This is a genomic window from Streptomyces sp. NPDC057638, from assembly GCF_042800315.1.
Lineage (GTDB): Bacteria > Actinomycetota > Actinomycetes > Streptomycetales > Streptomycetaceae > Streptomyces.
In genome coordinates this window covers 13,394-39,000 of the sequence record NZ_JBHVHF010000013.1, presented here as the reverse complement: position 1 = coordinate 39,000, position 25,607 = coordinate 13,394, and the positions used below count along the sequence as shown (strand labels likewise).

9 protein-coding genes are annotated in these 25,607 nt (G+C 71.8%); 6 read left to right on the top strand and 3 right to left on the bottom strand.

Going from position 1 to position 25,607, the window contains the following annotated elements; genetic code table 11:
• The first annotated feature begins 145 nt into the window (after positions 1 to 145).
• On the top strand, positions 146 to 1,483 hold the full coding sequence (locus tag ACFVIM_RS03455; RefSeq protein WP_384297804.1) for an MFS transporter: 1,338 nt from the start codon (positions 146 to 148) through the stop codon (positions 1,481 to 1,483).
• Here ACFVIM_RS03455 and ACFVIM_RS03450 read toward each other — a convergent pair.
• Entirely contained in the window at positions 1,480 to 1,887 is a 408-nt protein-coding gene (locus ACFVIM_RS03450) for a (2Fe-2S) ferredoxin domain-containing protein (RefSeq protein ID WP_384297803.1), read from the bottom strand. The genes ACFVIM_RS03455 and ACFVIM_RS03450 overlap by 4 nt on opposite strands.
• Positions 1,888 to 2,230: 343 nt before the next feature.
• Between ACFVIM_RS03450 and ACFVIM_RS03445 the strand changes: the two genes are divergently transcribed.
• The 5 genes from ACFVIM_RS03445 to ACFVIM_RS03425 all read left to right on the top strand — a co-directional run bounded on the left by ACFVIM_RS03445 (position 2,231) and on the right by ACFVIM_RS03425 (position 15,981).
• Positions 2,231 to 3,661 carry a hypothetical protein gene (locus ACFVIM_RS03445; RefSeq protein WP_384297801.1) on the top strand — a complete coding sequence of 477 codons (1,431 nt, stop codon included), beginning with the start codon at positions 2,231 to 2,233 and terminating at the stop codon, positions 3,659 to 3,661.
• Entirely contained in the window at positions 3,658 to 8,115 is a 4,458-nt protein-coding gene (locus ACFVIM_RS03440) for a DUF6603 domain-containing protein (RefSeq protein ID WP_384297798.1), read from the top strand. The genes ACFVIM_RS03445 and ACFVIM_RS03440 overlap by 4 nt, the downstream gene beginning before the upstream one ends.
• Positions 8,116 to 8,172: 57 nt before the next feature.
• A complete protein-coding gene (locus ACFVIM_RS03435; protein WP_384297796.1) occupies positions 8,173 to 10,467 on the top strand; it encodes a hypothetical protein in 2,295 nt (764 codons plus the stop codon).
• A gap of 28 nt (positions 10,468 to 10,495) precedes the next feature.
• Positions 10,496 to 14,515 (top strand): hypothetical protein, encoded by a 4,020-nt coding sequence (locus ACFVIM_RS03430; protein ID WP_384297794.1) that lies wholly within the window; start codon positions 10,496 to 10,498, stop codon positions 14,513 to 14,515.
• Between the two features lie 104 nt (positions 14,516 to 14,619).
• Complete coding sequence (locus ACFVIM_RS03425; RefSeq protein WP_384297792.1) at positions 14,620 to 15,981, top strand: hypothetical protein; 1,362 nt, start codon at positions 14,620 to 14,622, stop codon at positions 15,979 to 15,981.
• Positions 15,982 to 16,074: 93 nt separating this feature from the next.
• On the opposite strand, the gene ACFVIM_RS03420 is transcribed toward ACFVIM_RS03425, so the two are convergent.
• Both ACFVIM_RS03420 and ACFVIM_RS03415 read right to left on the bottom strand, forming a co-directional pair.
• The gene (locus ACFVIM_RS03420; protein WP_384297790.1) at positions 16,075 to 21,993 is read right to left on the bottom strand and encodes an amino acid adenylation domain-containing protein; all 5,919 of its coding nucleotides are present in this window, start codon (positions 21,991 to 21,993) and stop codon (positions 16,075 to 16,077) included.
• A complete protein-coding gene (locus tag ACFVIM_RS03415; RefSeq protein WP_384297787.1) occupies positions 21,993 to 25,100 on the bottom strand; it encodes an amino acid adenylation domain-containing protein in 3,108 nt (1,035 codons plus the stop codon). Before ACFVIM_RS03415 ends, ACFVIM_RS03420 begins: the two co-directional genes overlap by 1 nt.
• Positions 25,101 to 25,607: the final 507 nt, after the last annotated feature.

The window sequence follows — 25,607 nt, the reverse complement described above, 5'->3', positions numbered from 1 at the left end:
CCGCCCAGCGGTCTGCTACGGTGCACACATGTTCCCCTTCCGTGCATAGGAGCCAGCGCCGCCCGCGCCCGTCGAGGCGTGGCACTCGCTGCCCCCGCATGCCCGGAGCGCCATATGTCCGGCGCTGTCTCCGAGGAACATCACCGTGTCTTCTTCACCTTCGCCTTCTTCCGCGTCTTCGCCTTCCCCGGCCCCGTCCTACGCGGCTGTCCTGCGTACCCCGCACGCCTGCCGTACGTTCGGTGCGGCACTGCTGGGCCGGCTCTCCTACGGAATGGTCTCCTTGTCGCTGGTGCTGGCGACCAAGGAGGCCACCGACTCCTACGCCATCGCCGGAACCGTCATGGCGCTGTTCGCACTGACCAGCGTCGTCCTCTCACCGGCCCGCGCCGGTCTGGTCGACCGGTACGGGCCGCGCCAGGCCCTGCTGCCCATGGCCTCCGCCTACGCGCTGGCGCTGACCGCGCTGGCCTTCGCGACCTCGCGGCCGGATGTGTCCGGAGCTGTACTGGGGTTCTTGGCGGCGGTCGCCGGGGCCTGTACGCCACCGCTGGGCCCGGTGATGCGGACGCTGTGGAGCGATCTGCTGCCCGACCGGCGGCTGCTCCAGCGCGCGTACAGCCTGGACGCGGTCGCCGAGGAACTCCTCTTCGTCGCGGGACCGCTGATGGTGGGGCTGCTGGTGTCCGTCGCGGCGGCGCCCGTCGGCCTCGGAGTGAGCGCCGCGCTCGTCCTGACCGGCTCACTGGCCCTGATCTCGTCCCCGGCGGTCACCGGCTGGACGCACCGCCGCAAGGCCCCTTCCGAGCCGTCACCGCCGACGGGATCCGTCCCCGGCGCTGCACGTCGGCGGCTGCCCCTGAGCACCCCCGGGCTGCGCCAGGCCATCGTCGTCTCGGCGGCGGTGGGCATCTGCCTGGGCGCCTTCGAACTCCTGGTGGTCGCCTTCGCCGACGATCTCGGCGACCCGGGGGCGGTGGCCTGGGTGCTGGCCGCGCTCTGTGGGGGCAGCGCGATCGGCGGCCTGCTGTACGGCGCCCTCCCGTGGCGCGCCTCACCCAGGACGCGGCTGGCGTTCCTCGCGGCGGCGATGGGGCTGGCCCTGGCCACGGCGGGGCTCTCCCCCCATCCGTACGCGCTCGTCGTGGGGGCGGCGCTCGGCGGGCTCTTCATCGCCCCGGCCATCACCACCGCCTATCTCATCGCCGATGAGTGCGCCGGTCCGGCCGCCCGCACCCGGGCGGGTGCCTGGGTCAACACCGCGTTCAACGCGGGTTCGGCGGGGGCCACGGCCGCCACGGGGCTCCTGGTGGGCCGCCTCCCCCTGTCCCTGTGCTTCGCGCTCGCCGCGGCCCCGGCGGTCCTGTCCGCGGCGACGGCCCTCCACCGGTCCCGCCGCCCGATCCCCCACGAGTCCGCTCCGCGCGGTCCGGGCACGTGCGAGGTACAGATGGCCTCACGGACCCCTAAGGGTGACGTCTAGGCCTCGGGGAGTTCGGCGCGGACGCGGCGGGAGGGGCTGAAGGTGTAGAGGTCGAGGACGCTGGGCGGATCGGCGAGGCCGGGGCCGCCGTCGCTGATCCAGGCGGTGATGTCACCGACAGCGTCGGGGTCGTTGACCAGCCCGAGCCAGACCGGGCGGCCACCGGCCCGGTGCCCCTCGCCCGAGGGCTGGACCACGATGACATTGGCCTGTTCGCAGACGTCGAGGCAGTCGGTGGCCCGTACGGTCGCCTTGCCGTTCAGGGCCGTGCGCAGATCCCGGAGCTGGGCGGCGTGGTCGACCCCGGGGATCTTGGGAGTGCCACAGCAACAGCCCCGGCACACGGTGACGGTGGGCCGTATCGCCCCCGCTGCGGACGTGGCACGGCGGGACTGGCTGGTCATCTGTTCTCCCTGACGCTTGGCGGTCCGGACATTCTCGCGCAGGGAGACCGGTCACTGACACCCACGGTGGGTGCCTCGCGTGATGGGTGGTGCCGGAGACGCGCTCCACACCAGGGCCCGGTGGGGCGGATCCCTCCGGGGCACCCTCCGCATTCTCGCCAGAAACAGCGGCGTTCTCTGCCGAAACCGTACCTTGTGCGAGGCATATTCCCGCCGTACGCTGCGATTCTCTTCACCGACCGGGCGGCCCACTCAAGCAAGACGGCGACGCCCCCGCTGGTGCGGTGCGTCGATGTGCACACCCCTGAACAGCCCATACCCGACGGTAGCCACAGGTGGTGCGATGCCCATTTCCGCCAAGATGAAATCGAATTACGGCGACCCCGCGATAACGTCGAAGTACACACCCTTAGAGGAAATCGGGATCGGCGAAGAGGAACGTGCATACTGCTCCGGCATACTCACGTCCCGGATGAACCTCCTTCGCCGGGGAGGGCTCATCAACCACCTGTGGCTGACCGTTGAGAGTTGGGATGCCCTTGCCGGAGATGAGGAGACACAGGGCCGCCAGCCACCCCTTGTGGTGGTCTCCAGCAATCGGGCCAACTGGATCGCGAGAGGAATCGAAGCCGCGGCAGATCACTTGGCGGAGAATCCCGCGTACGCCGATGTCGGAGATCTGCGAGCGCTGGGCACCTATAGACCGCAAGGACGCAACCCGATCCCCGGGCCGACGAGTTCTCCTCCGTTCTACGCCCCGGCCCGGGTGGGGGCAGGACGCGGAATCTATATCGTCGTCCACGAGTTCGAGTACAGCCACTACAGGGAATCTCTGAGGGGCACGGGTATCACCGTGGTGGGCTGGAGGTTCCGCCCACCGCCGAGCGTGGCACCAGAAGACAAGGTAGGAAAGCCATCGGTCGAACTGACCGGCTTCGGCGCCAGCCGCTTCGCCGCGCTGCAGTTCTGCAAGGCGCTGCGCGGGCGGGCGGCGAACAGATGGAACTCCGCCTGGCTCCTGGATGACAATGTTGTGGCACTCGCCGGATTTCCCGGATTCGGCACTGTCGAAGGAGTCCTTGGGGATCACACATGCATAGGGTTCCAGGCGGGAACCCAAGCGCTGCCCCAGAGTACGATCCAGACATGGGCAGCCGGTGAGCTCAACGGTGGAAGAGGCCTGAGGTGCACCGCGATCCCAAACTTTCCGATATGGGAAGCGCCAACCGGCCTGGTGCAGCAGGTCGTGCTGTGGAACATCGGTAAAATCTCCAGGGAGTCCGTCAACATCAGTCCGGCCTTCATCGCCTCAGCCGAAGACGTCAGTATCACCAACTACCTCAAGTTACAGGATCATCAATCCATAGGGCAGCTCACCAGGATCAGCGTGAAGAAAGAGAGCGCTGAGACCGATGACAGTAACGGTGCGAAACAGCTGCTGAGGACACGCGACGCGTTCACCCAGGCCATCGCGCAAGCCGAGAGCCGGGCATCCGGCGGGCCGCCCTATCCAGTGGTTCCACCTCCGGTCTGGTTGCGCGACGGTGACAGCACCACCGAAATGACCGTGGGCGCCTTCATCGACGCAAAGCAGAAAGGCAAGTCGCCCGCTGCTCGCTTCCGGGCCAAATGCCAGGTGGTGGAGCAAGTGACGGCCCGCGCGCTGAATTTAGGTCTCCTTGACCAAGATGTCATCTCAGCGGCTTTCAAGATCCCTGTCGGCGACCAGCCCGACCAGCTCAGCGTTGATCTCTATGACGAGGACACGCTATGACCGGCCCCCTCACCGATCTCGTCACCGCCCTCACCAGTCAGCTCAACGCGTCGGCCACATCGGATCCGACCATCGACCTCAACGACGCGGTCCTGGGCGCGAGCACGGCCACCGCGCTCGCGGCGGCGTTCGCCCTGCCGGATGGTACCTACCTCTCCGTGTCCGGTGTCGCCGCGGGTGACATCGCCGATCCCGTCGATGGTGTGCTGACGGTGAGCACCGGGCATGTGGCCGTGTTCGGGGCGGACCATGCCTCGGTGACGCTGGACTTCTGGGCCGCCGACGGTGTGGTGCAGGTGTCGGTCGCGGTCGCCCTGCCCGACGACTGGCGGCTCACCAGCGGATTCCCCAAGCTCACCCGGTTCCCGTTCGATGTGCTGACCATCAGTGAGGCACGGTTCGTCTGGACCTCGGTCGCGCAGCCCCAGTACGCCTGGCCCGACGAGAACCTCACCATCGCGCTGGAGCCCGGTCAGAACCTCCTCTGCCGACTGGTGCTCGGCGGGGTGTCGCTGGTCGGCGAGTTGCTGGGAGAGGTGGCCGGGAGCGGTTCGGTACGGGCGTACGGGCCGTTCTCACCGGTCAAGGGTCAGGCGCTGCCGGTGGGCACCCTGGTGGCGCCCATCGTGGCGGGCCAGGTGTTCTCGGTCGGCGTCGCACCGCTGACGCTCTCGCTCAGCGATCCGGCCGTGGCCGTGCGGATCGATCCCACCGATGAGCTCACCCCGGTCCAGGAGACCAGTCTGCTGGTCCAGGGCACTTTCCAGAACCTCCTCGATGTGTCGGTGGCGATCCCGGTGACCGGGGGCGCGTACCAGCTGTTCGTCGCTCCGCTCACTGCTCAGGACGGCTCGCTCACCACACTGATCAGCGCCCTTCCCGGTGGGGCGGCGGCACTGACCTATCTCCCCTCCGAACTGGACGACCTGTTCTCCTCGGTCGGTCTGGACTCCTTCACCCTGGCGGTGGGGGGCCATCCAGCCAAGGTGACCCACACCAGCCTGGCCCTCAGCACCACGGAATCCTGGAAGGTCATTCCCGACGCCCTGGAGCTGACCTCGGTCCGCCTGGTGGTGGACACCACCAGGGACCCGTCCGGCCCGGAGGAGACCTCGGTATGGATCGACGCCGAGGCCGCGTTCCTGCCGGAACTCTTCACCGATCCGTTCGACTTCACCGTCGAGCTGGAGAAGCAGGACAGCAGCTGGGAGGTCGCCTCTGTCAACGGAAGCTATCGGGGCGCGGTCGGTCTCGGCACCCTGATCGCCGAGCTGACCGGGGACACGATCAGTGCGGACTCCGTCCCCGAGGCGCTGCGGGCGATCACCTTCTCGGACTTCGGGGTCACCGCCACCCATACCGCCGACGGACAGCCCGCCACCCATACCGCCCCAGGACAGCCCGCCACCCGTCCCGCCCGGCCGTTGTTCGAGTACACCCTCTACGGCACGGTCGAGACCTCACTGTCCCTGCTCGACACGGCGCTCACCGCACGGTTCGACCTGGTCGCCACCAAGTCCGGCAGCGGCCACACGGTCAAGCTGACCGGTCTCGTCCTGATCGGTGAGCAGACCTTCGCCTTCGAGATCATGCTCGGTGACGACAAACCCCATCTCAAGGGCGTCTGGGCGGACACGGGCGGTTCGCTCAGCCTCACCGGTATCGCCGAGACATTCGGCTGGAGTGATCTGCCCGCGCTCCCCGTCGATCTGGACCTGGCGCTGACCGGGGCCGGTTTCCAGTACGACTTCACCAGCGATGCCCTGGTGCTCACCATCACCTCGGCCACCCACGGACAGCTGGTCTTCAGCACCGCGAAGGAGAACGGGACCCGGGTCTATGTGGTGGACCTGGCGGTGCCCCTGGATATCGCCCTGTCCGATCTGCCGGTCGCGGGCCCGCAGATCCCGCCCTCGGTGGACATCGGCATCGAGAAGCTGGAGATCGCCTACGCCTCGGCCGACGTCTCCCAGGACTCGGTCACCGACCTCAACACCACCCTTCAGGCACTGGGCGGGAAGGCGATCGGCCAGACCCAGCTCACCTCGGGGCTGTTGCTGAGCGCCGGTCTGAAGCTGGGCGGCGAGACCCGCCAGATCGATCTGCCCCTGGGCAAGCCCGCCCCGGCGGCCACCTCCGCCACGAACGCCCTCGCCTCCGCCGACGCCCCGGCCTCCGGCAGCAGCACCCCAGAGACCCCCGCACCCGCCACGCCCTCCGGCACCCCGGCGCAGGACACCGGGGTCTGGATCACCATCGGCCGCTCCTTCGGTCCCCTGCACATCGACCGGATAGGGCTCCGCTACACCGGAGGAGTGCTCTTCTTCGAGGTGGACGCCGATGTCGCGTTCGGCCCGCTGGCGCTGTCGCTGGACGGGCTCGGCGTCGGGTCGCCGCTGACCACGTTCCACCCGGAGTTCTCCCTCACCGGGCTCGGGGTCTCCTATGACGCCCCGCCGATCCAGATCCTGGGCGCGATCCTGCGTGTCCCGGACGACCAGCTCACGGCCGGGGTGACGTTCCAGTTCGACGGCGAACTGGTGGTCCAGTCGGGGAAGTACGGATTCGGCGCGATCGGCTCGTACGCGCAGTTCACCGACGGGGTGCCGTCGCTGTTCGTCTTCGTCCAGCTGGAGGCTCCGCTGGGCGGGGTACCGGCGTTCTTCGTCACCGGGGTGATGGGCGGCTTCGGGTTCAACCGGACGCTCGCCCTGCCGGGCCAGGACGAGGTGATGGACTTCCCGCTGCTGCTGCTCTCCACCGAGCCACCGGGCGGTACGGGATCGGGACCCCAGGGCCCCGACGCGGTCCTGAAGATCCTGGAAGGGCAGGCCGGGCTCAACGGCGCCACCCCCAAGCAGTGGATCACCCCCAAGGCGGGGGACTACTGGCTGGCGGCGGGCCTGGAGTTCACCACCTTCAAGGTGATCAAGTCCAAGGCGCTGCTGGCGGTCGACTTCGGCAGTGATCTGACCATCGCGCTGCTGGGCCTGTCGACCCTGCGGCTGCCGCTGGACGACGAGGGGTCACAGAAGCCGTTCGCCCTGGTCGAGATGATGATCCGGGTGGTGGTGGAGCCCTCGCAGGGCATGTTCGCGGCCACCGCGATCCTCACCGGGAACAGCTATGTCCTGACCCCCGACTGCCATCTGACCGGCGGCTTCGCCTTCTATGTCTGGTGGGGTGCGAACCCGAACGCCGGACAGTTCGTGGCCACCCTCGGCGGCTACCACCCCGCCTTCAAAGCGCCCGCGTACTACCCGCAGGTGCCACGGCTCGGCTTCGACTGGACCGTCTCCGACAGCGTCTCCATCACGGGCGGGGCCTACTTCGCGCTGACCCCCTCCTGCGCCATGGCGGGCGGCTCCCTGGCGGCGGTCTACCACGACGGGGGTCTGCGGGCCTGGTTCACCGCGTACGCGGACTTCCTCATCAGCTGGCACCCCTTCTTCTACACGGGGGACATCGGGGTCTCCATCGGGGTCTCGCTCCGGGCCCACATCCTGTTCTTCACCGTCACCATCACGCTCTCCCTCGGTGCCTCGCTGGAGATCTGGGGGCCGCCGACCGGTGGCGTCGTCACGGTCCATGTCGTGGTGGTCAGCTTCAGTGTCCATTTCGGCTCGGACCGGTCCGCCATCGCGACCGAGCCCCTGGACTGGTCGGGTTTCGCCGCGCTGCTGCCCGCGACCGCCGACATCTGCGGGATCACCCTGACCGACGGGCTCTACAAGACCCAGCCGGACACGGCCGGCGCCAGCGGGAAGAAGTGGATCGTACGCGCCAAGCGGTTCGCCTTCGAGACCCTCTCCGTGATCCCGGCCAGCGCCCTCACCTATGACGGAAAGAGCAGACACCAGACCACGTCCGGCACCATCGCGATCACCCCGATGGACAGGAACGATGTCGTCTCCACCCACGACCTCACCATCAAGAACACCGATGCGAGCACGATCGTGGATGTGGTGGGCTGGTCGCTCACCCCGCTGACCCAGACCCTGCCCGCCTCCCTGTGGTCCGCGCCGCCCGACCCGTTCACCCATGTCCCGGCCGCGCCCTCGGCGGAGGTCCTGCCGGACCAGGTGGTCGGGTTCAGCGTCACCGCTCCCACCCCGGCCCCCGGTGCGACCCAGGGCCCCGTTCCCCTGAAGCGTCTGTTGGAGGAGTACCTCTCCCCCGCCGGTGAGGCACCGTGGTCCGCCGCCGACGCCCCGACCCAGGAGTACGTCCCCACCGCCGACGCCCAGTCGATCGGCCTGCTGGCGGAGGTGAACACGACGACCGTACGGCAGCGCCGGGCCGCGCTGTTCGCCGCGCTGACCAGCATCGGCACCGATGACGGCAGTACGGCCTTCACCGGCACCGACGGTGATCTGAGCGCGCTCGCCACCGGAGCGGGCCATCTCTTCGCCGACCCGCCCCTGCGGCAGGACGCGGCCCTGACGGACGCGTGAGCCCATGGCCAAGCCTCCCGAAGTCGCCCCGCCCCCACGGACCGGAACGGAGCCGATGTGGCCCCCGAGCTGAACGCCGATGACCTCCCCGTCGGCGACCTGCGGTTCTACGACAACTACGTCCCCGCGCTGACCGCCGGGAACTACGAGATCACCGTCACCCACACCCTCCAGGGCATCACCACGGGCTCCCTGGGGGCCGTGCAGAACATGGTGGTCAGCGCGCCCCAGTTCGCCGTGGACCCGAATATGGTCCTCAACCGGTATCCGCCCGCGAACAGCACCGGGCCCTATGACCGGGTGCTGCCCCATATCGTCCTCAATGACGCCCTCCTGCCCTGGGAGCGCGCCATGACCGGCCCTTCGGACCAGCAGGGCCGGACACCGTGGCTCGCGCTCCTCGTCCTCGGCGAGGACGAACTCACCGGAGGTGAGCAGTCCCCCACCCGTAGCCAGACCACCACCGTCGACGGCTTCCTCGCCACGGACGGGCCGGTGCTCAAGCCCCAGGTGACCCGCGAGGGCGATGTGGCGGGCACCGACCCCTGCACCTTTATCGAGATCTCCGCCGACCGCTTCCCCCAGCTCCTCCCCCGCCTGGCCGAACTGCGGTTTCTCACCCACTGCCGCCAGTCCTCTATCGCCGACAAGGCCGAACAGGGGCTGGAGACCAACGGGCTGTTCTCCGCCGTCATCGCCAACCGCTTCCCCGCGCCGCCGTCCACCACCGCCCCCGGGCCACGGAAGTCCATCGTCCATCTGGTCTCCCTGGAGGGGCTGGAGAAGTATCTGGTCGACCAGCCGGACTTCTCCGGCCATACCTCCGTCGCCCTGGTCTCCCTCGCGTCCTGGACCTTCCAGACCACCGCCGACCCGGGCGAGGACTTCCGCGCCCTGATGGAGAACCTGGTCGACGGGGAGTACCACTCCGCCGACACCGCCCGGCCGGAACTGCTGTGGCTGCGGCTGGGCTGGAACTCCATGGACGCCAGTGCTCCGGGCGTCCAGGAAGTGGGCGACCGGTTCGACCAGGGCTTTGTCCCGCTGGGTTACCGGCTGCGCACCGGTGAGGACACCCTCGCCTGGTACCGGGGCCCCTGCGCCCCCGTCCGCACCACCCCACCACCCCGGTCCGGCCGCACCCCGTATCCCAGCGCGGACGCCGCCCTGGTCTACCAGGAGGAGTACGGGGTCTTCGACGCCTCCCGCGCCACCGCCTGGCAGGCGGGCCGCTCGCTCGCCCTGGCCGACCGCGCCTTCGCCCAGGCCCTCCATGACCTCCGCCGGCGCGCCCACCAGCTCACCGACCGACTCCTCCAGCAGCGCGACAGCGACACCTTCCCCGTCACCGCCGCCAGCCAGCTGACCGTGGACGCACGGGCGCAGAACACCTTGCTCACCCGGCTGTCCGCCCAGCTCCTGACGGACCTGAACACCAGCGTCCCCACCGCACCCGTCACCTCACCGACCACGAAACCCGCGTCGACCACCACCCCGGTGGATCCGACGCGGGCGGTCACCGACTTCCTGGGCGACTCCGACGCCCTGAAGCTGATCGCCCAGGCCGCACAGGGCGATCTCGCGCCCGTCGCCGTCTGGCTCGCCCGGCTGCGGCTGCTCTACCCGCTGCCGTTCCCCCTGCTCGTCCCCGATGACCGGCTGCTGCCCCCGGAGAGCCTGCGCTTCTTCCATCTGGACGAGAACTGGATCGCCGCCTGCGTGGACGGCGCGCTCAGTATCGCCACCCTCTCCTCCCGGGACACCCTGCTCAACAAGGCCCTGGACGAGACCATCCAGCGGGCCGTCCGGGAGCAGGCCGTCGAGGCCCGCGCCCAGAGCACCGGCACCACCGCCCCGGCCACCCCGGCCGACGGCGACGCCCCGGTCTGCGGGTTCCTGCTCCGGTCGGCCGTCGTCTCCGGCTGGCCCAATCTCGCCATCCGGGGATACGAGCAGGACGGCACCACCCTGGTCCCGCTGCTGCGGCTGGACCGGCTCTCCCGCGACCTCCTGCTCTGCCTCTTCGCCGGGGTGCCCGACCACGTCGATATCGCCGAGCCCCAGGAAGGCTTCCGGTTCGGCGTGGACGACGACGGGCACATCCCGCTGCGCCGCCCCACCGGCACCAGCGATCTGGGGGAGCAGCTCCAGCCCGCGACCCTGCCGACCCTCTTCCCGGACCAGCTGCGCTCCGGCGGTCTGCGCGTCCTGGATATCGGCGGGGCCATCCCTGTGATCACAAGCGCCCTGTCCGACGCGGGCGCACCCGTCACGGAGTTCGGCCCGGCGGACTTCGCGCTCCAGATGGTCAAGTCCCCCGAAGCCCTCCGGTTCACCAGCCAGCAGAGCTGACCCGCCCGACGGACAAGGACACCCCCGTATGCCCGGTCTGCCGCTCGCCGTTCCCCTCCAGCTCGATGTCCTCGTGGCCAACCGGGCCGTCCTCAGCCGGGACGCCTTCCGCTGGTGGCAGTTCAACTACCAGGCGCTCAACCACTGGCACAGCCCGCAGCCGACGGCGTTCGACCGGGACGAGGGCGGTCCCGGTGAGGGCGTCCATCTGAGCTGGACCCTTCCGGCGGCGCTGCGCCACTCCCCCGCCGACGCCCAGGGCGACTATCCGCTGGTACCCAACCGATGGCTGATCGTCCGGATGAGCGGGATCCTCCCCCGTACCGCCACGGCGTGGGTCGTGGAGAGCGACTGCCCCCTGACCTCCGGGGCGCCCGTGGTCGGATTCGGTAGCACCGGCCCGGACGAGCGGTGGTGGAGGCCCGCCACCGACCCCGGATACACCAGTCAGTATCTGGTCGATCCCACGCTGATCAGGGCATGGCAGGCGTCGAGCGACCCGGTCCGGTCGGCGACCACCCTGGACGCGAGCGCCGACAGCGCGCAGGTCGCCCGGCTCGGTGTCTCCTTCACACTCGCCGACTGGAGCGAACGCGCCGCCGACGTGGCGCCGTTCCTCACGGCGATGGCCCCGGGCAACCCGCTCTTCACCGGCTACCTCGCCCACCACGCGGGAGTGTTCTCCTTCCATGACCCGCTGACCGGCATCGACCAGGACACCCTCAGCTACTGCGTCCTCGGCTGGTACTCCGACCCCGCCCAGGACATCCTCGCCCCCGCGACCGACGCCGCCGCCTTCACGGGCCTGCTCACGAAGCTCGGCTGGGCCCTGCCCGACGGCATCACGGCCACCGCCGACACCGCGACCAACTGGAGCGTCTACCACGCGGCCTCCTTCCGCGTCGCCTGGGACCGCCAGGGAGCGCCCCCGGACAACGACCCGCTCCAGACGATCCGCGACAGCGGGGAGGTCAATGTCGGGGTCGGCAACACCGCCGCCGACGCCTTCACCTCGCTGGTCAGCGACCGCCTCCACGACCCGGCGGCGGTACGGCTGCTGCGGGCGCTCCAGGACGACCTCCTCCCCCAGCTCAACGAGCCGGGCGGAGACGCCCTCCTGGACCGGGCCATCCGCGACACCTGGTACCAGCCCACACCCGGTGGCTACTCCTGGACCATCACCGACACCACCTCCGAGAGCGGCGTCCAGGCCCCCCTCACCGCCGCCGAGGAGAGCTGGCTCACCCAGCTCAACCGCGACCAGGCCACGCTCGACGCGGCCCTCGCCACCCTGAACAGCCTCCAGCAGCAGGTCCACCAGCTCTGGTTCAAGAGGGGCCATCTCTCCGCAAGCGTCAACACCTGGCCCACCCCGCCCACGGGCGTCGGTGACCTCACCACCTTCCTCGGCACACTCAACCCCGAACTCGACCCGGCGCACAGCGGGAGCGCCGCCGCCCGGCTCATCGCCCAGTTCACCACCGTGCAGGGGCTGCTGGCGCGGGTGCCCCGACCGGATCCCGCGTCCACCGACCCCCAGCGGGCCCTCCAGGAGGGCATCGCCGCCTTCGCGAAGAGCAAGGGCCTCAGCGGCGGCAAGGTCCTCAAGCCCGTCAACGGCGCCCGCTACTGGCAGGGCAACAACCCCACGGTGGTGCTCTCCGGCGTCGACGCCCCGCCCGCCGCCACTCCGCAGGACGCGCCGCTGACGGTCCGTCCCTACAGCAGCCTGATCACCGCTGTCCGCCCCGCCAACAGCACTCTCGTCACGGCCTCCGCCGTCTCCCGGCTGCTCCCGTCGGCCGACGCGCTGAAACAGCTGCCGACCGGAGCCGTCCAGCCCCTGCTGGAGGAGTTCCTGCTGCTCGATCCCGCCAGCGCCACCGCCGTGGGCCAGGCCGCCGGAGTCTCGCCGACCCGGGTCGCCACGGCCCTCGTCGGACACCCCGCCGACCGTTTCACCGGCACCCTCCCCCACATTCCCCTCACCGACTGGAAGCAGCCCTGGGCCCCGCTCCTGCTGGAGTGGTCCGGCACCTACACCCGTATCCCGTTCACCGACGGCGCCACCCGGAACTGGGTCTTCGACGGCACCGACTACCGGCTGACCTCCGTACCGTCCACCGCCGTCGAACAGCGGACCGTCGAGGGCATCTCACCGCTCAGCCCGCACACCTCCACCCTCTTCCGCACCCGACTGGACAGCTTCGTCCGCCAGTTCGGCGACAACAGCGACCTCGCCCGGCTCGACGACCTCATCGCGAAGACCTACGAATGGAAGTTCCTCGCCCAGGAACTCACCGGCTTCCACCAGATCCTCGCCCTGCGCGACCACCGCCCCTTCCGCCGCCCCACCCCCACCGAGAAGCTCGGCTCGCTGCCCCTCGCGGCACTCCTCGGCTACCCCGATGTCCCCGCCCCGACCGGCCCCGCGCTCCCGGCCCCGGCCCAGGGCCGGGTCGACAGCGCCCCCCTGCTGCCGTCCGGCCCCCCGCTGCCCTTCCACGGCGCCGTCCACGGCGGCTTCCACTTCACCGATCTGCGGATCTACGACGCCTTCGGCCGGGTCCTCGACGTCATCGAGTCCGGGCCGTACAGCGGAGTCCTGGACGAGACCAACTTCCCGCTCCGGCTCGATCCCGCCCTCACCCCCGACCGGACCATCGACCCCGTCATCGCCTCCGTGATCCAGCTGCCGCCCCGGCTGCTCCAGCACGCCCGGCTCGACATCCGCCTCCTCGACGCCCACGACGACCGGAAGGTGTACGGGCACGATCCCGGCGTCACACCGATCGCGGGGTGGATCCTCCCCAACCATCTCGACCGCGGCCTGCTGCTCTTCGCCCCCGACGGCACCGCGCTGGGCGAGTACCGCCTGATCACCCAGTCCGACGGCACCCGGCGGGGCCAGTGGTCACCGCCGCCGCACACCCAGCTCACCCTCGACAACGTCCAACACCTCGCGCCCCGGGTGCACGACATGATCGGCGCCCCGGGGCTGGCCACCGAGAGCGGCTTCGACGCCTTCCTCTCCGTCATCGACGCGACCCTGTGGAGCACCGATCCGCTCGGCAACCGCGCCGACACCCATCTCTCCGTCCTCATCGGACGGCCGCTCGCGCTGCTGCGCACCCGGCTCGCCTTCCAGCTCGACGGCGACCCGATCACCGACACCGGCTGGTCCGCGACCACCGGCGGCGATACCACACCCGACGTCCTCAGCCAGTCGTTCGCCATCCGGCTCGGCGATCTGACCACCCATCAGGACGGGGTGCTGGGCTACTTCACCGGCACCGACTACACCGTCTTCCACAGCACCGCCGCCCCACCTGCCACCGCACCGCCCCCGCTCGTCTCCCCTACCACCGTCACGCCCCCCGCCGCGCCCGTCAGCGCCACACAGAACTATGTGCGGGTGATCGGGCCCGTGGGCGCCACCAGCGGCACCGAGGACTACCTCCGGCTGACCTTCACCCCCGACGACCACCAGGACGTGACCGTGCTCGCCGACCCCCGGGCCGCGATCCACGCCACCACCGGCATCCTGCCGGTCACCCGGCTGGACATCCCCCAGCCCTATGTGGAGACCGCGCTCGCGTCGATGGAGATCGCCTTCCGTACCGGACCGCTGCTCACCAGCGTCGGCCCCGCGCCCGCCGGGGGAACCACGGGAGAGAGTCCTGGGCAGGCCATCACCTACCCCACACCCGCCGAGCAGAACGGCACCTGGTCCTGGTGGGAACCCGGCCCGGTGGGCACCTGGACCGGCTACGACCTGGTCAAGACAGCTACCTCCGGCACCACTCCCCAGCGGAACACCCTGCGCGAGGGGTTCCTCCAGTTCATCGCCACACCCGGGGACGACACCGCGCCGCAGACTCCCGGCAACGACACCACACCGCAGACACCCGGCACCGTCACCGATCCGGACAAGGTCACCCCGCCACCCGATAACGGCTCAGAAGAGGTCACCCCGCCACCCTTCACCAGGCCGGACACGGTCACCCCGCCACCCGTCACCGGACCCGGGCCGCAGACACCGCCATAGCGCCCGGGGCCCGCCCCCGGCACCCACCTGCCCGCCCGCGTCCGCCCGGTCCTGACCCCCTGACGGGACCGACCCGGTCCGCGCCCGCCATGAAGGAGCACACGATGTCCTCGGACACCCCGCTGCTCACCTACACCGTCTCCGCCAGCCCGTCCCGGCTGCCCGTCAGCGATCCGCAGGCCCAGGTGAGCATCACGGCGGCCGCTCCCGCCGACACCCCCGTGTACTGCGGCCAGATCCTGGTCTCGGTGCCGGTCGGCCCCGGCACCACCAGCCTCTTCCTCACCCCACCGACCGCGTCCGTCAGCGCCAACACCTGGGCCCCGACCACCGGCCCGCGCCGCAGCGCCGACCCCTACGCCGTCCCCGGCACCACCGACGACTACCACGAGACCGTCATCTACGACTCCACCTCCGGCACCCGCCAGCCCCTCGCGGACGCGCTGAACCTCGGACTGCGGGGTGCGGTGAACGACGCGGTCGGCGATATCACCCTCCGTATCCGGGAAATCTCCGGCACCTCCCCGGACCCGGCCACCTTCACCCCCAAGGAGAAACAGGTCATGGTCCGGAAAACACCCGCCGACTTCTATCTGAGGAACGTCACCGCCGCCAGGCCGGGATCGAACGAACTGCCCCGCACGGAGTTCGTGAAGGGCGAGTCGATCTATCTCTCCTGGGAGAGCAACGGCAGCAATTTCACCATCTCCCTGCCGGACCGGAGCGCCTCCCCCGGCAGCGATCCCACCACGAGCCACGACACCGGTACCACCACCCACTACGAACTCGCCTCGGGCCTGACCCGGGACACCACCATCCTCCTCACCGCGACCCTGACCGGCGGCGCGGTCGGAGGCACCACCTCCGGCGGGGCGTCGACGGACGAACGGCTCTACGCCACGCTCCCGCTGACCATCTCCAACCCCGTCCTCACCCCGACCAGCGTCGATGTCTCGACCACCCTGAAGGTCACGGGCGACAGCACGCTCGCGGGCACCACGACCGCGCACCTTGACGCCGCCAGCGCGACCATCACGGCGGCGCTCAAGGCAGCGACGCTGACCGGTACGACGGCAACGGTCGACAGCCTCGTCACGAACAAGGACCTGAACAGCGGATGGGGAAACGTCTCACTGTTCAGCCAGCAGAAAGCGCTCTACAGCGGCACCTCTAAAACGTCCACGAAGCAGGCGGCGACCGACGGCATCATCGTCGTCATGTTCCCGATCACGGATAACAAGACGTGGGAAACCTCAGTCGTGATCGGGGTGAACTATGAAGAATTCAGGGTCAATGGATCCGCCCAGGCGAACGAAGCCGTCTATCAGCAGCCGACAATGACGATTCCCGTTCCCAAAGGCGCAGAACTGGCATACAAGGTAGTGGCCGACACCACGAAGCCGGACAGGAACGACGCCCATATCATGTGGTTCCCCCTCGGCACGGCTTCGCTGCCGTCCGAGTGATGAAGCGGCCCTGAGGAGGGCCAGGGCGGGGTGCGGAGGTGCGGGTGCGTCCACCGGCGGATGGACGACGCGGCACCCCGCGCCCCCGCCCCTTCAGCTCGTCCCCGCCGCACCCTCGGCGCCGCCCGGCCGGTCCGCCGTCAGCGCCGCGAGCCCCACCAGGTCGTCCGCCTGCGCGTCCGGGACCTCCTGGTCGAACCGGGCCAGTACCCGGACCCGGAGCGAGACCGCTCCCAGGAGCAGGATCGCGGCGCCGAGCAGGATGTAGAGCAGTCCGATGCCCCGGCCGTCGCCCGTGCCCAGGACGGCGCCGACGGTGTCGGCGAGGCCGCCGCCGGGGGACATCAGCGGCTCCAGATAGTGGCTGCCGAACGGCGCGATCAGCAGGAAGCCGACCGGCAGGGTGGACCACGCGACGAGCTGGTTGAGGGCCATCACCCGGCCGTGGAACCGCTGCGGCACCTTCACCTGAATGATCGTCAGATAGATGCCGTTGAGCAGGGAGAGCGACATCGACATCCCGAACACCCCGGCGCAGACCACCAGCAGTTCGGGCCGCAGCCCGGTCAGGACGGCGAAGAACGCCAGCACCGGCACCACGAGCAGCATGCCGCGCATCCGGCGGTGGCGCGGACCGCCCCAGAGGCCCATCGCCAGCCCGCCGGTGATCGCGCCGATCCCGCCCGCGAGGGAGACGGTGGCCACCGTACCCAGTCCGGAGAAGCCGAGCACCAGCGGCGGAACGAGCTGGAACAGGACCGGCAGGAAGAGGTTGAGCAGGGCGAAGAAGACGAGCATCGCCCGGAACCCGGGCCTGCGCCAGACCAGCCGGAACCCGGCGGTGATCTCCTGCTTCAGGGTTTCGCGCCGTCGGGCGGCCAGGGTGCGCGGGAAGCGGACGGACAGCAGCACCAGTGCCGCCACCGCATAGCTGACCACGTCGATCAGCAGCACTCCGCCCAGACCGATGGCGGCGAGCAGTCCGACCGCCGCGAGCGGGGCGACCACCTGGGCGATGCCGCCCGAGATCTGCACGACGCCGTTGGCGTGGCCGAGGTAGCGCTTCGGTACGAGTTGCGGGATCGCCGACTGGAAGGCGAGCCGCTGCCCGGTGAGGGAGACCGAGAGGATCGCCAGCAGCACCCCGACATGCCAGGGCCGCAGGGTCCCGAAGACCTCGGAGAAGTAGAGCAGCGCGAGGAGCGCCTCGCACCCACCGCTGACCAGGGTCGCGGCCAGCATCACCCGGCGGCGGTCGACCCGGTCGACCAGACCGCCGAGGACCGGGGCGGCCAGAAGTCCCGGCACGATGCCGAGGACGGCGAAGAGCCCGAACCAGGCGACCGAGTCCGTCGACAGATAGATCCACAGCGGCAGGGCGAACTCGGTCAGCGCCGAGCCGGTCTGCGAGATCACCTGGGAGGCGGCGACGGCCGCGAAGCGGCGGGTGTCGCGGCGGGTCGTCGGAGTGGTGGGGAGTTCACCGGCGCCGGGCGCGTGGTGGACTCCGTCCAGCCACCAGGTGGCGCGGGCGGGGCGGTGGTCCCGGGTGAGTGCGGTGACCTCAGTGGCGTTCGTGGTCCCGGCGGGCCCGGGTACGGAGTCGGCACGCGAGGCCGCGACCGCCGGGTGGACCGTGGTGACGATCTCGGCGAGTTCCGCCGCGCGGTGCTTGAGGAAGTAGTGGCCGCCCTCCTCCAGCACGGCCACGGCGGTGGTCAGGCCGACGAAGCCCCACTCCCGGTACCGCTCGCGGTGGAACTCGGTTCCCGGGTCGGCGGAGCCGATCACCGAGACCACGGGGGACGCCAGCGCGGGCACCGGCCGGGCGAGCCGCTCGGTGAAGTACGCCTCGGCGGCGCGGGAGTCCTCCCGTACGTTCCGTACGATCGTGGCCAGTTGCTCCGGGTCCAGGCCCTCCAGATCGGCGCCCATCGAGCGGAGCCAGTTGAGGTGGAGCCGTCCGCTGCGGCGCCGGTCGAGGGCGGAGAAGCGGGCGAGCAGTCCGAGCAGGCCCTCGGTGGGCCGGGCGAAGGGGAAGATCCCGCCCAGATAGACGGCGGCGGGCTCCCGTCCGGCGGTCGCCAGCCGGTGGGCCAGTTCGACGGCGAGCGCCGCGCCCACCCCGCAGTGCCCGTACACCGCGACCGGGCCGGTCACCCCGTCCAGCACCTCCTCGGCGCAGCGGCGCGCCACCTCCTCCAGCGGCAGCGACTCCTCCGACATGCCGAGGTCGTGCCCGGGGACGGCGACGGCGTGCAGGGCGACACCGGGCGGCAGGGCGTCCGCGAGCGGCTGGTAGACGACGGCGCTGCCGCCGCCGTAGGGCAGACAGACCAGGGAGAGCGTGACACGGTCGGCGGGCTGACGAGGGGTCAGCTCGTGCAGGAGACGGCTCGGTCCGCGCTCGGTTCCGGACCGGTCGGCCAGGGCGGCGAGCGCGGCCACGGTCCGCTCCCGGAAGACGTCCATCAGGGTGATCCGGGCCTCGGGCCCGAGCACCTTGCGCAGGGCCGCCACCATCCGCATGGCCAGCAGGGAGTGGCCGCCGAGGTCGAAGAAGTCGTCGTGCGCGCCGACGCGTTCCAGCGCGAGCAGAGCGGCCCAGCTCTCGGCGACGGCGCGCTCGGTGGGGGTGGCCGGGGCCGTCCAGGCGGCGCCTTCGGCGGGGCCGGGCGCGCCGGGTTCGGGCAGGGCCCGCCGGTCGACCTTGCCATGGGCCTGCCGGGGCAGCTCGGGCAGGACGACGAAACGGGAGGGGACGAGGTAGTCGGGCAGCTTCTCGGCCAGCAGTCGCCGCACTTCGGCGACCGGCGGCGGGGTCGCGTCCACGGCGGGGACGAGATAGCCGACGAGGACGAGTTCCCCGGCCGGGCCCCGGGCGGCGGCGACGGCCTGGGCGACGCCCGGGAGCCGGGCGAGATGGGCCTCGACCTCGCCGAGTTCGACCCGGTAGCCACGGATCTTGACCTGGTGGTCATCGCGGCCGAGGAACTCGATCGTGCCGTCGGAGCGGTGTCGGGCGAGGTCCCCGGTGCGGTACATACGGGGGGCTCCGCCGGGCCTCGCGCCGGGGTCCCCGGCGCGGTGTCCACGGCCCCCGGCTCCGGGATCCCCGGTGAAGGGGTCGGTACGGAAGCGTTCGGCCGTCAGCTCCGGCAGGCCCAGATAGCCGCGCGCCAGCCGGTCGCCGCCGATCCACAGCTCCCCGGGCACCCCGGCGGGCACCGGCCGCCGCCGGGCGTCGAGCAGATAGACCCGGGCGCCCGGCAGCGGGCGCCCGATGGGGGTGGTGGGTCCCGCCGCCGGGGCAGCCGGATCCACGAGGTGGGTGGTGGCGCCCACGGTGGCCTCGGTCGGTCCGTAGTGGTTGATCACCCGGCAGCCGGTACGGGCTCCCGCCGCCGCGAGCCCGCGTGCCCACTCCCAGCCGGACGCCTCGCCGCCGAGGACGAGCAGCCGCCGGGGCAGCAGTTCCGCCGGGTCGTCCACCTCCGCGCTGAGCGCGGCCAGATGGGAGGGGGTGAGTTTGACGCAGTCGACGCGCCATTTCGCGAGGTAGGCGGCCAGCTCGGGGCCGGGAGTACGCGGGGGCAGCAGATGCAGGGTGCCGCCGGTGGTGAGCGAGAGATAGAGGGTGGTCAGGCCGAAGTCGAAGGCGAGCGACTGGAGCAGGACATGGCGGGCGCCGTCCGCCAGCCCGGCCTCGGCGAAGCGCTGGCGTACCCCGGCGAGGTAGGTGAGCACCTGGCGGTGCTGTACCGCCACGCCCTTGGGGGTGCCGGTGGAGCCAGAGGTGTAGATCACATACGCGAGGTCGTCGGCTCCGGCGCCGGCCTCGTGGCCGGGTGGGGTGTCGGGGACGGCGGCGAGCCGGTCCGCGAGCCCGTCGAGCAGCAGGACGGGAGCGTCGGACGCGGTCAGCAGGGAGCGCCGGACGGAGGTGGTGACCAGGGCGACGGGCGCGGAGTCGGTGAGCATATGCGCGAGGCGTTCGCGGGGCTGCTCGGGATCGAGGGGGACGTACGCGGCGCCGGACTTCAGTACGGCGAGCAGACAGACCGCCTGGTCGAGGCCCTGGTCCAGACAGACGCCGACGAGCCGGTCGGGCCCGGCGCCGGTGGTGCGCAGCAGCCGGGCCAGCCGGTTGGCCCGGCGGTCGAGTTCGGTGTACGTGAGGGTGCGGCCCTCGTGGACCAGGGCGACCGCGTCGGGGGTACGGGTGGCCTGCGCGGCGACCGCGTCGGCGAGGGTCGTGGCGGACGGGCGGGCGGTACCGGAGTCGTTCCACTCGTACAGCACCCGGTCGCGTTCGGCGGGGGTGAGGAGGTCGAGGGCGCCGACGGGGGTGTGCGGGTCGGCGGCGGCCTGGACCAGGACGCGCCGCCAGTGTCCGGCGAGGCGGGCGATGGTGTCGGCGTCCCAGAGGTCGGTGCGGTAGGTGATGAAGGCGTCGATGCCCGGCTCGCCGCGTCCGGCGGTCGCTTCGGTCGCTTCGGTCTCCGTGCAGTACAGCCCGAGGTCGAGATGGACGCCGCTGCCCTCGAAGGGGAAGGTGCGCCACTCCAGGTCGCGCGGGCGGACCGTCTGGGCCCGGTGGTTCTGGAGCGCGAAGGAGACCTGGAAGAGGGGCGGCCGACCGAGGTCACGCGGCAGGTCGAGGGCCTCGACCAGCCGCTCGAACGGGGTCTCGCGATGCCGCTGGGCGCCGAGGGCGGCGGCCCGGACGCGGTCGAGCACGGTCGCGAAATCGGGTCCGGCGCCGTCGTCGGACCCCGCCCCCGGCCCGGGTGTGCTCAGATCGGCCCGGAGCGGCAGCATCGTGCTGAAGAGGCCGATCAGCCCCTCGGTGGCCTCGGTGGGGCGGCCCGCGAACGGCGTGCCGACGGCGAAGTCCCGCTGGCCCGCCCAGCGGCCGAGCACCACCTGGAAGGCGGCGAGCAGGGTCATGAAGAGGGTGGCACCCCGGGACCGGGAGAGCGCGCGGACGGATCGGTAGGTGTCGGCGTCGAGCCGGAAGGTGTACGTCGCGCCACCCGGTCCGGGCAGGGCGGGCCGCGCCCGGTCACCCGGCAGGTCCAGCGGCGGGACTCCGGCCATGGTCTCGCACCAGTACCGCAGGTCGGCGGCGGCCTCCGGCAGGTTCTGGCGCTCGCGCTGCCAGTGGGCGAAGTCGCCGTAGCGCAGGGGCAGCGGCGGCGGGGCGGGGGTGACACCCCGGGCCAGTTCCTCGTAGCCGGAGAGGAGTTCGTCCAGGAGCACCCCGGCGGACCAGCCGTCACCGACCAGGTGGTGCTGGCAGATCACGAGGACGTGGTCGTCGTCGGCGAGGCGGAGCAGCAGGGCCCGCAGCAGGGGCCCGTCCGCGAGGTCGAAGGGGCGCGCGACCTCGGCCTCCACGGCGGCGCGCGCGGCGCTCTCCCGCTCCTCGGCCGGGAGCCCGGTCAGATCACGCGTACGCCAGGGCACGGTGAAGCCGTCGGCGGGCGCGACGCGCACCTGGGGCGCGCCGTTGTCGTCCTCGGGGAACGAGCCGCGCAGGGGGTCGTGGCGGACGGCGATCAGTCGCAGCGCCTCGGCGAGGGCGTCGGCGCGGAGCGGCCCGCGCAGCCGCCCGGCGGTGGGCAGGACGTAGGCGGCGGTGCCGGGGGTCAGCTGCTCGACGAACCAGAGGCGTTCCTGTGCGAGGGACAGCGGCACCGGTTCGCCGTGTGGACGTACCGGGATGCCGGTGGGCCGGGCGGACCCGGCGGCGGCGCGCTCCCGCAGCCGCCGGGCGAGCAGGGCCCGCTGATCGCCGTTCAGGGCCCGCCGGGCCGGACGGGCGGCGGGCGCGGGTCCCGTGGGCGCGGGCATCGCCGGTACGGAGAGGGACGGTACGGCAGCGGAGGCCACGGGAACGGGCAGGGGAACGGAGGCGACGGAAGCGGATGGTACGGGCGCGGCAGCCGTGGCGGCGGGGCCGCCCGGGGGCGTGTGGGGCCGGGAGGGCGGGGGGTTCAGGGGATCCATCACGCCTCCTCCGCCAGCAGTTCGCGCACGACCTCGTCGGTCACCGTGGCCACCGTCGTGGGCTCCTCGTAGAAGACGTGCAGCGGTACGTCGACCCCCAGCCGGTCCCGGATCCGGGCCGCGACCTGGGTGATGGTCAGGGAGTGCGCGCCGAGGTCGACGACATCGTCGTCGCGGCCGATGGCGGGCAGGCCCAGCACCTCGCACCAGATGGCGGCGATCTCGTCGGCCAGCTCGTCCCATCCGTCGTCCGGGGCCGTGGCCTCGTCCGGGGACGCGGTCTCCGGTGTGCCCCGGACCGGTTCGGGCAGGGCCGCGCGGTCCGTCTTGCCGTTGGGGGTGAGCGGGAGGGCCGCCAGCGGGTGGACGACGCCGGGCACCATCACATCCGGCAGGGTCCGGGCGAGGAAGGAGCGGAGCTCGGCGCCGGTCGGTTGGGAGACCTCGGGCCGCCAGACCGGGTAGGCGACGAGCAGCCGCCCGGCCGGGTCGTCCTCGCCGCCCCGGACGGCGACGGCGGCGGCCGCCACGGCGGGGTGTTCCTGGAGCCTGGCCTCGATCTCGCCGAGTTCGATCCGGTGGCCGCGCAGCTTGATCTGGTCGTCCCGGCGGCCGAGGCAGTCGAGCGCGCCGTCGGGCCGTACCCGCGCGAGGTCGCCGGTGCGGTAGTGGCGGGCGCCGGTGACCGGGTCGGTGACGAACCGTTCGGCGGTGCGCTCGGGCAGACCACGGTAGCCCCGGGCCAGTCCCGCGCCGCCCAGGGCCAGTTCACCGGTGACACCGTGCGGTACGGGGTGTCCGGCCGGGTCGACGACGAGGGCGGTGGTTCCGGCGATGGGGTGGCCGATGCTGATCTCGCCGGGCGCGGGCGGTACCTCGGCGGCAGTGGACCAGATGGTGGTCTCGGTCGGCCCGTAGACGTTCCAGAGCCGTGCGACGCGTGCGCGTAGTCGGCGGGCGAGCGCGAGGGGCAGGGCCTCGCCGCCGCAGAGGGCGGTGAGGCCGGGTGCGGTCAGCCCGCCGTCCAGCAGGAGCCGCCAGCCGGACGGGGTGGCCTGCGCGTGGGTGACACCGTGCCGCTGGACCAGGGCGGCGAGGGCGCGGCCGTCGCGGGTCTCGGTCTCGCGCGCGATCACCACCCGGCCGCCGGTGATCAGCGGCAGCAGCAGTTCGAGGGCGGAGATGTCGAAGGAGAGCGAGGTGAGGGCGAGCCAGACATCATCCGGGTCGGCGGCCACGGTGTCACGGAAGGCCAGCAGGAGGTGGGCGAGGGCGCCGTGGGGGACCTCGACACCCTTGGGGCGTCCGGTGGAACCCGAGGTGTAGATGAGATAGGCGAGGTCGTCGGGGGTGGGCAGCGGCAGCGGCGCGCCCTCCGTCCGGCCATCGGTCCCGTCCGCCGTCAGCGGGTCGTCGAGCGACAGCACGGTGCCGTGCCCGTCGACCAGATGGGCGGTACCGCGCTGGGCGAGCGCGAGCGAGACGCCCGCGTCGGCGAGCACCCACGCGACGCGCTCCGCCGGATAGGACGGGTCGACGGGCAGATAGGCGCCTCCGGCGAGGGTGACGGCGAGCACGGCGGTCACCATCTCGGCGGAGCGCTCCGCGCACACCGCCACCACGCTGCCGGGGCCGGTCCCGGCGGCGGTGAGCCGCCGGGCGAGCGTGTGGGCGGCGGTCGCCAGTTCCGCGTAGGTCAGGGTCTCCTCGCCGACCGTGACGGCGGGCCGCCCGGCGTACGCGGCGAAGGAGCGGGCGAGCAGCGCGGGCAGGGTGGCGCCGGGGGCGTCGGCGGCGGGCGCGGGCCCGTGCAGCGGGGCGCGTTCCGTCTCGTCCAGGAACGGCAGGTCGGCCAGCGCGGTGCCGGGGGCGGCGGCGATGGCGGCGAGCAGTCCGCGCAGATGGGCCCCGACCCGCTCGGCCCGGACCGGCGACGGCACATCCGTACGGTGCGTCAGCAGGACGCGCAGCCGGTCCGGGCCGTCGAGGAGATGGAACCGGAGGGCGCCGCGCGCGGTGCCGGGGAAGAGCGTCCAGTCGATGGTCGCGTGTACGCCGGGGAAGGTGACGGGGGCGATCCGGCGGCGGTAGGTGAGGATGACGGGCGCGAGGGCGGGACCGGGCTTCAGGCCCCGGACGGCGCGGGACAGGGGGACGCGGCGGTGCGGGTAGCGGTCGCGCAGTACGGCGCGGACCGCGCGGGCGAACTCGCTGAAGGGGGTCCCGGGTTGGGGCGCGGTGACCACGGGCAGCTCGTTGGCGTACATGCCGATCCGGTCGGCGGTGCCGGGGGCGCGGGTGCCGAGGCCGACGGTGACGGCCGGGCGCTCGTTCCCGTACCGCAGCAGGAGGGTGTGGACGGCGGCGACGAGCAGTTCGAAGAAGGTGACGCCGAGTTTCCCGGCGGTGTCGGCGAGGTCGGCGCGGAGGGCGGGGTCGAGGTCGAAGCCGACGGCCGCGCCGGGGCCGGCGCCGTCGGTTCCGTCCGGTCCGGTGTCGAGGCCCGGCAGCAGCACCGTGGGATCGGGCAGCGGACGGCCGGCCCAGTGGGCGGACGCCTCGGTGATCGCGCGGGCGTCGGGCCCGGGCAGGTCGGCGGTGTGGGTGAGCGAGGTGCCGCCGGGGGCGTCCGGGGCCGGGGCCGGTCCGCGCCCGGTGCGGTGGGCGTAGCAGGCCGAGAGGTCACTCAGGAACACATCGGTGGAGGTGCCGTCGAAGGCGATGTGGTGCGCGACCACGAGCAGGGTGGCGTGGGTGGCGTCCGTACGGAGCAGAGTGAACCGCACGGGGGGTCCCGCCGTGAGATCGAACGGTTCGGCACTCGCGGCGGCCAGCTCCCCTGGCAGCCGTTCCGGCGTGGTCTCGCGTACGGCCAGCATGGGCGCCGGGCCGGGAGCGAGCAGCGGAACACCGTCCTCCGCGCGCACGGTCAGGGTCAGGGCGGGGTGGCGGTCGGCCATATCGGCGCAGGCGGCGGCGAGGGCGGCGGAGTCCAGAGGGCCTTCGAAGCGGACGGCGAAGGGCATGTGATGGACGGAGCCGAGCGGCGCGAGCCGCTCGCTGATCCAGATGCCCTGCTGGGCGGCGCTGGCGGGGGTGCTGGTCACAGGTCTTCCTCGGTCTGTTCGGCGTAGGGACGCGTGGTGCGGGGTGCTGCGAAGGAACAGGTGGAGCGGTACGGCGGTTGGGTGCGCGCGAGCGTGATCGGGCACCGCTCCCGCCCGGCGCGGGTCGGTACGGGGGCAGGCGGGGCGGGGTGGAGGCGCGGGGACGGGAACCCGAATTCGGCGCTGTCGGCGCTGACGGCGGGCGGAGGGGTGACGGTGACGCGACAGGGTGGGCCGCGTTCGACGGCGGGCGATGGTGCTTGATGGCACGTGTCACGACGGGGTGACGGTCGGAGCGGATGACGTCAGGAGGGCAGAACGCCAGAACGGGGGCGGGTCGGCGAGGACGGATGCTCCGGCGGAACGACGGCCGGAACAGGGTGCTGGTCAGGGCGGGGCGATGGCCAGGTGGGGGCAGGGCTCGACGGGGAGCGGGACCAGGCAGGTGTCAGGACCGGACAGGTGTCAGGACCGGTCGGGTCTCGGGGCCAAGCAGGTGTCGGGGGC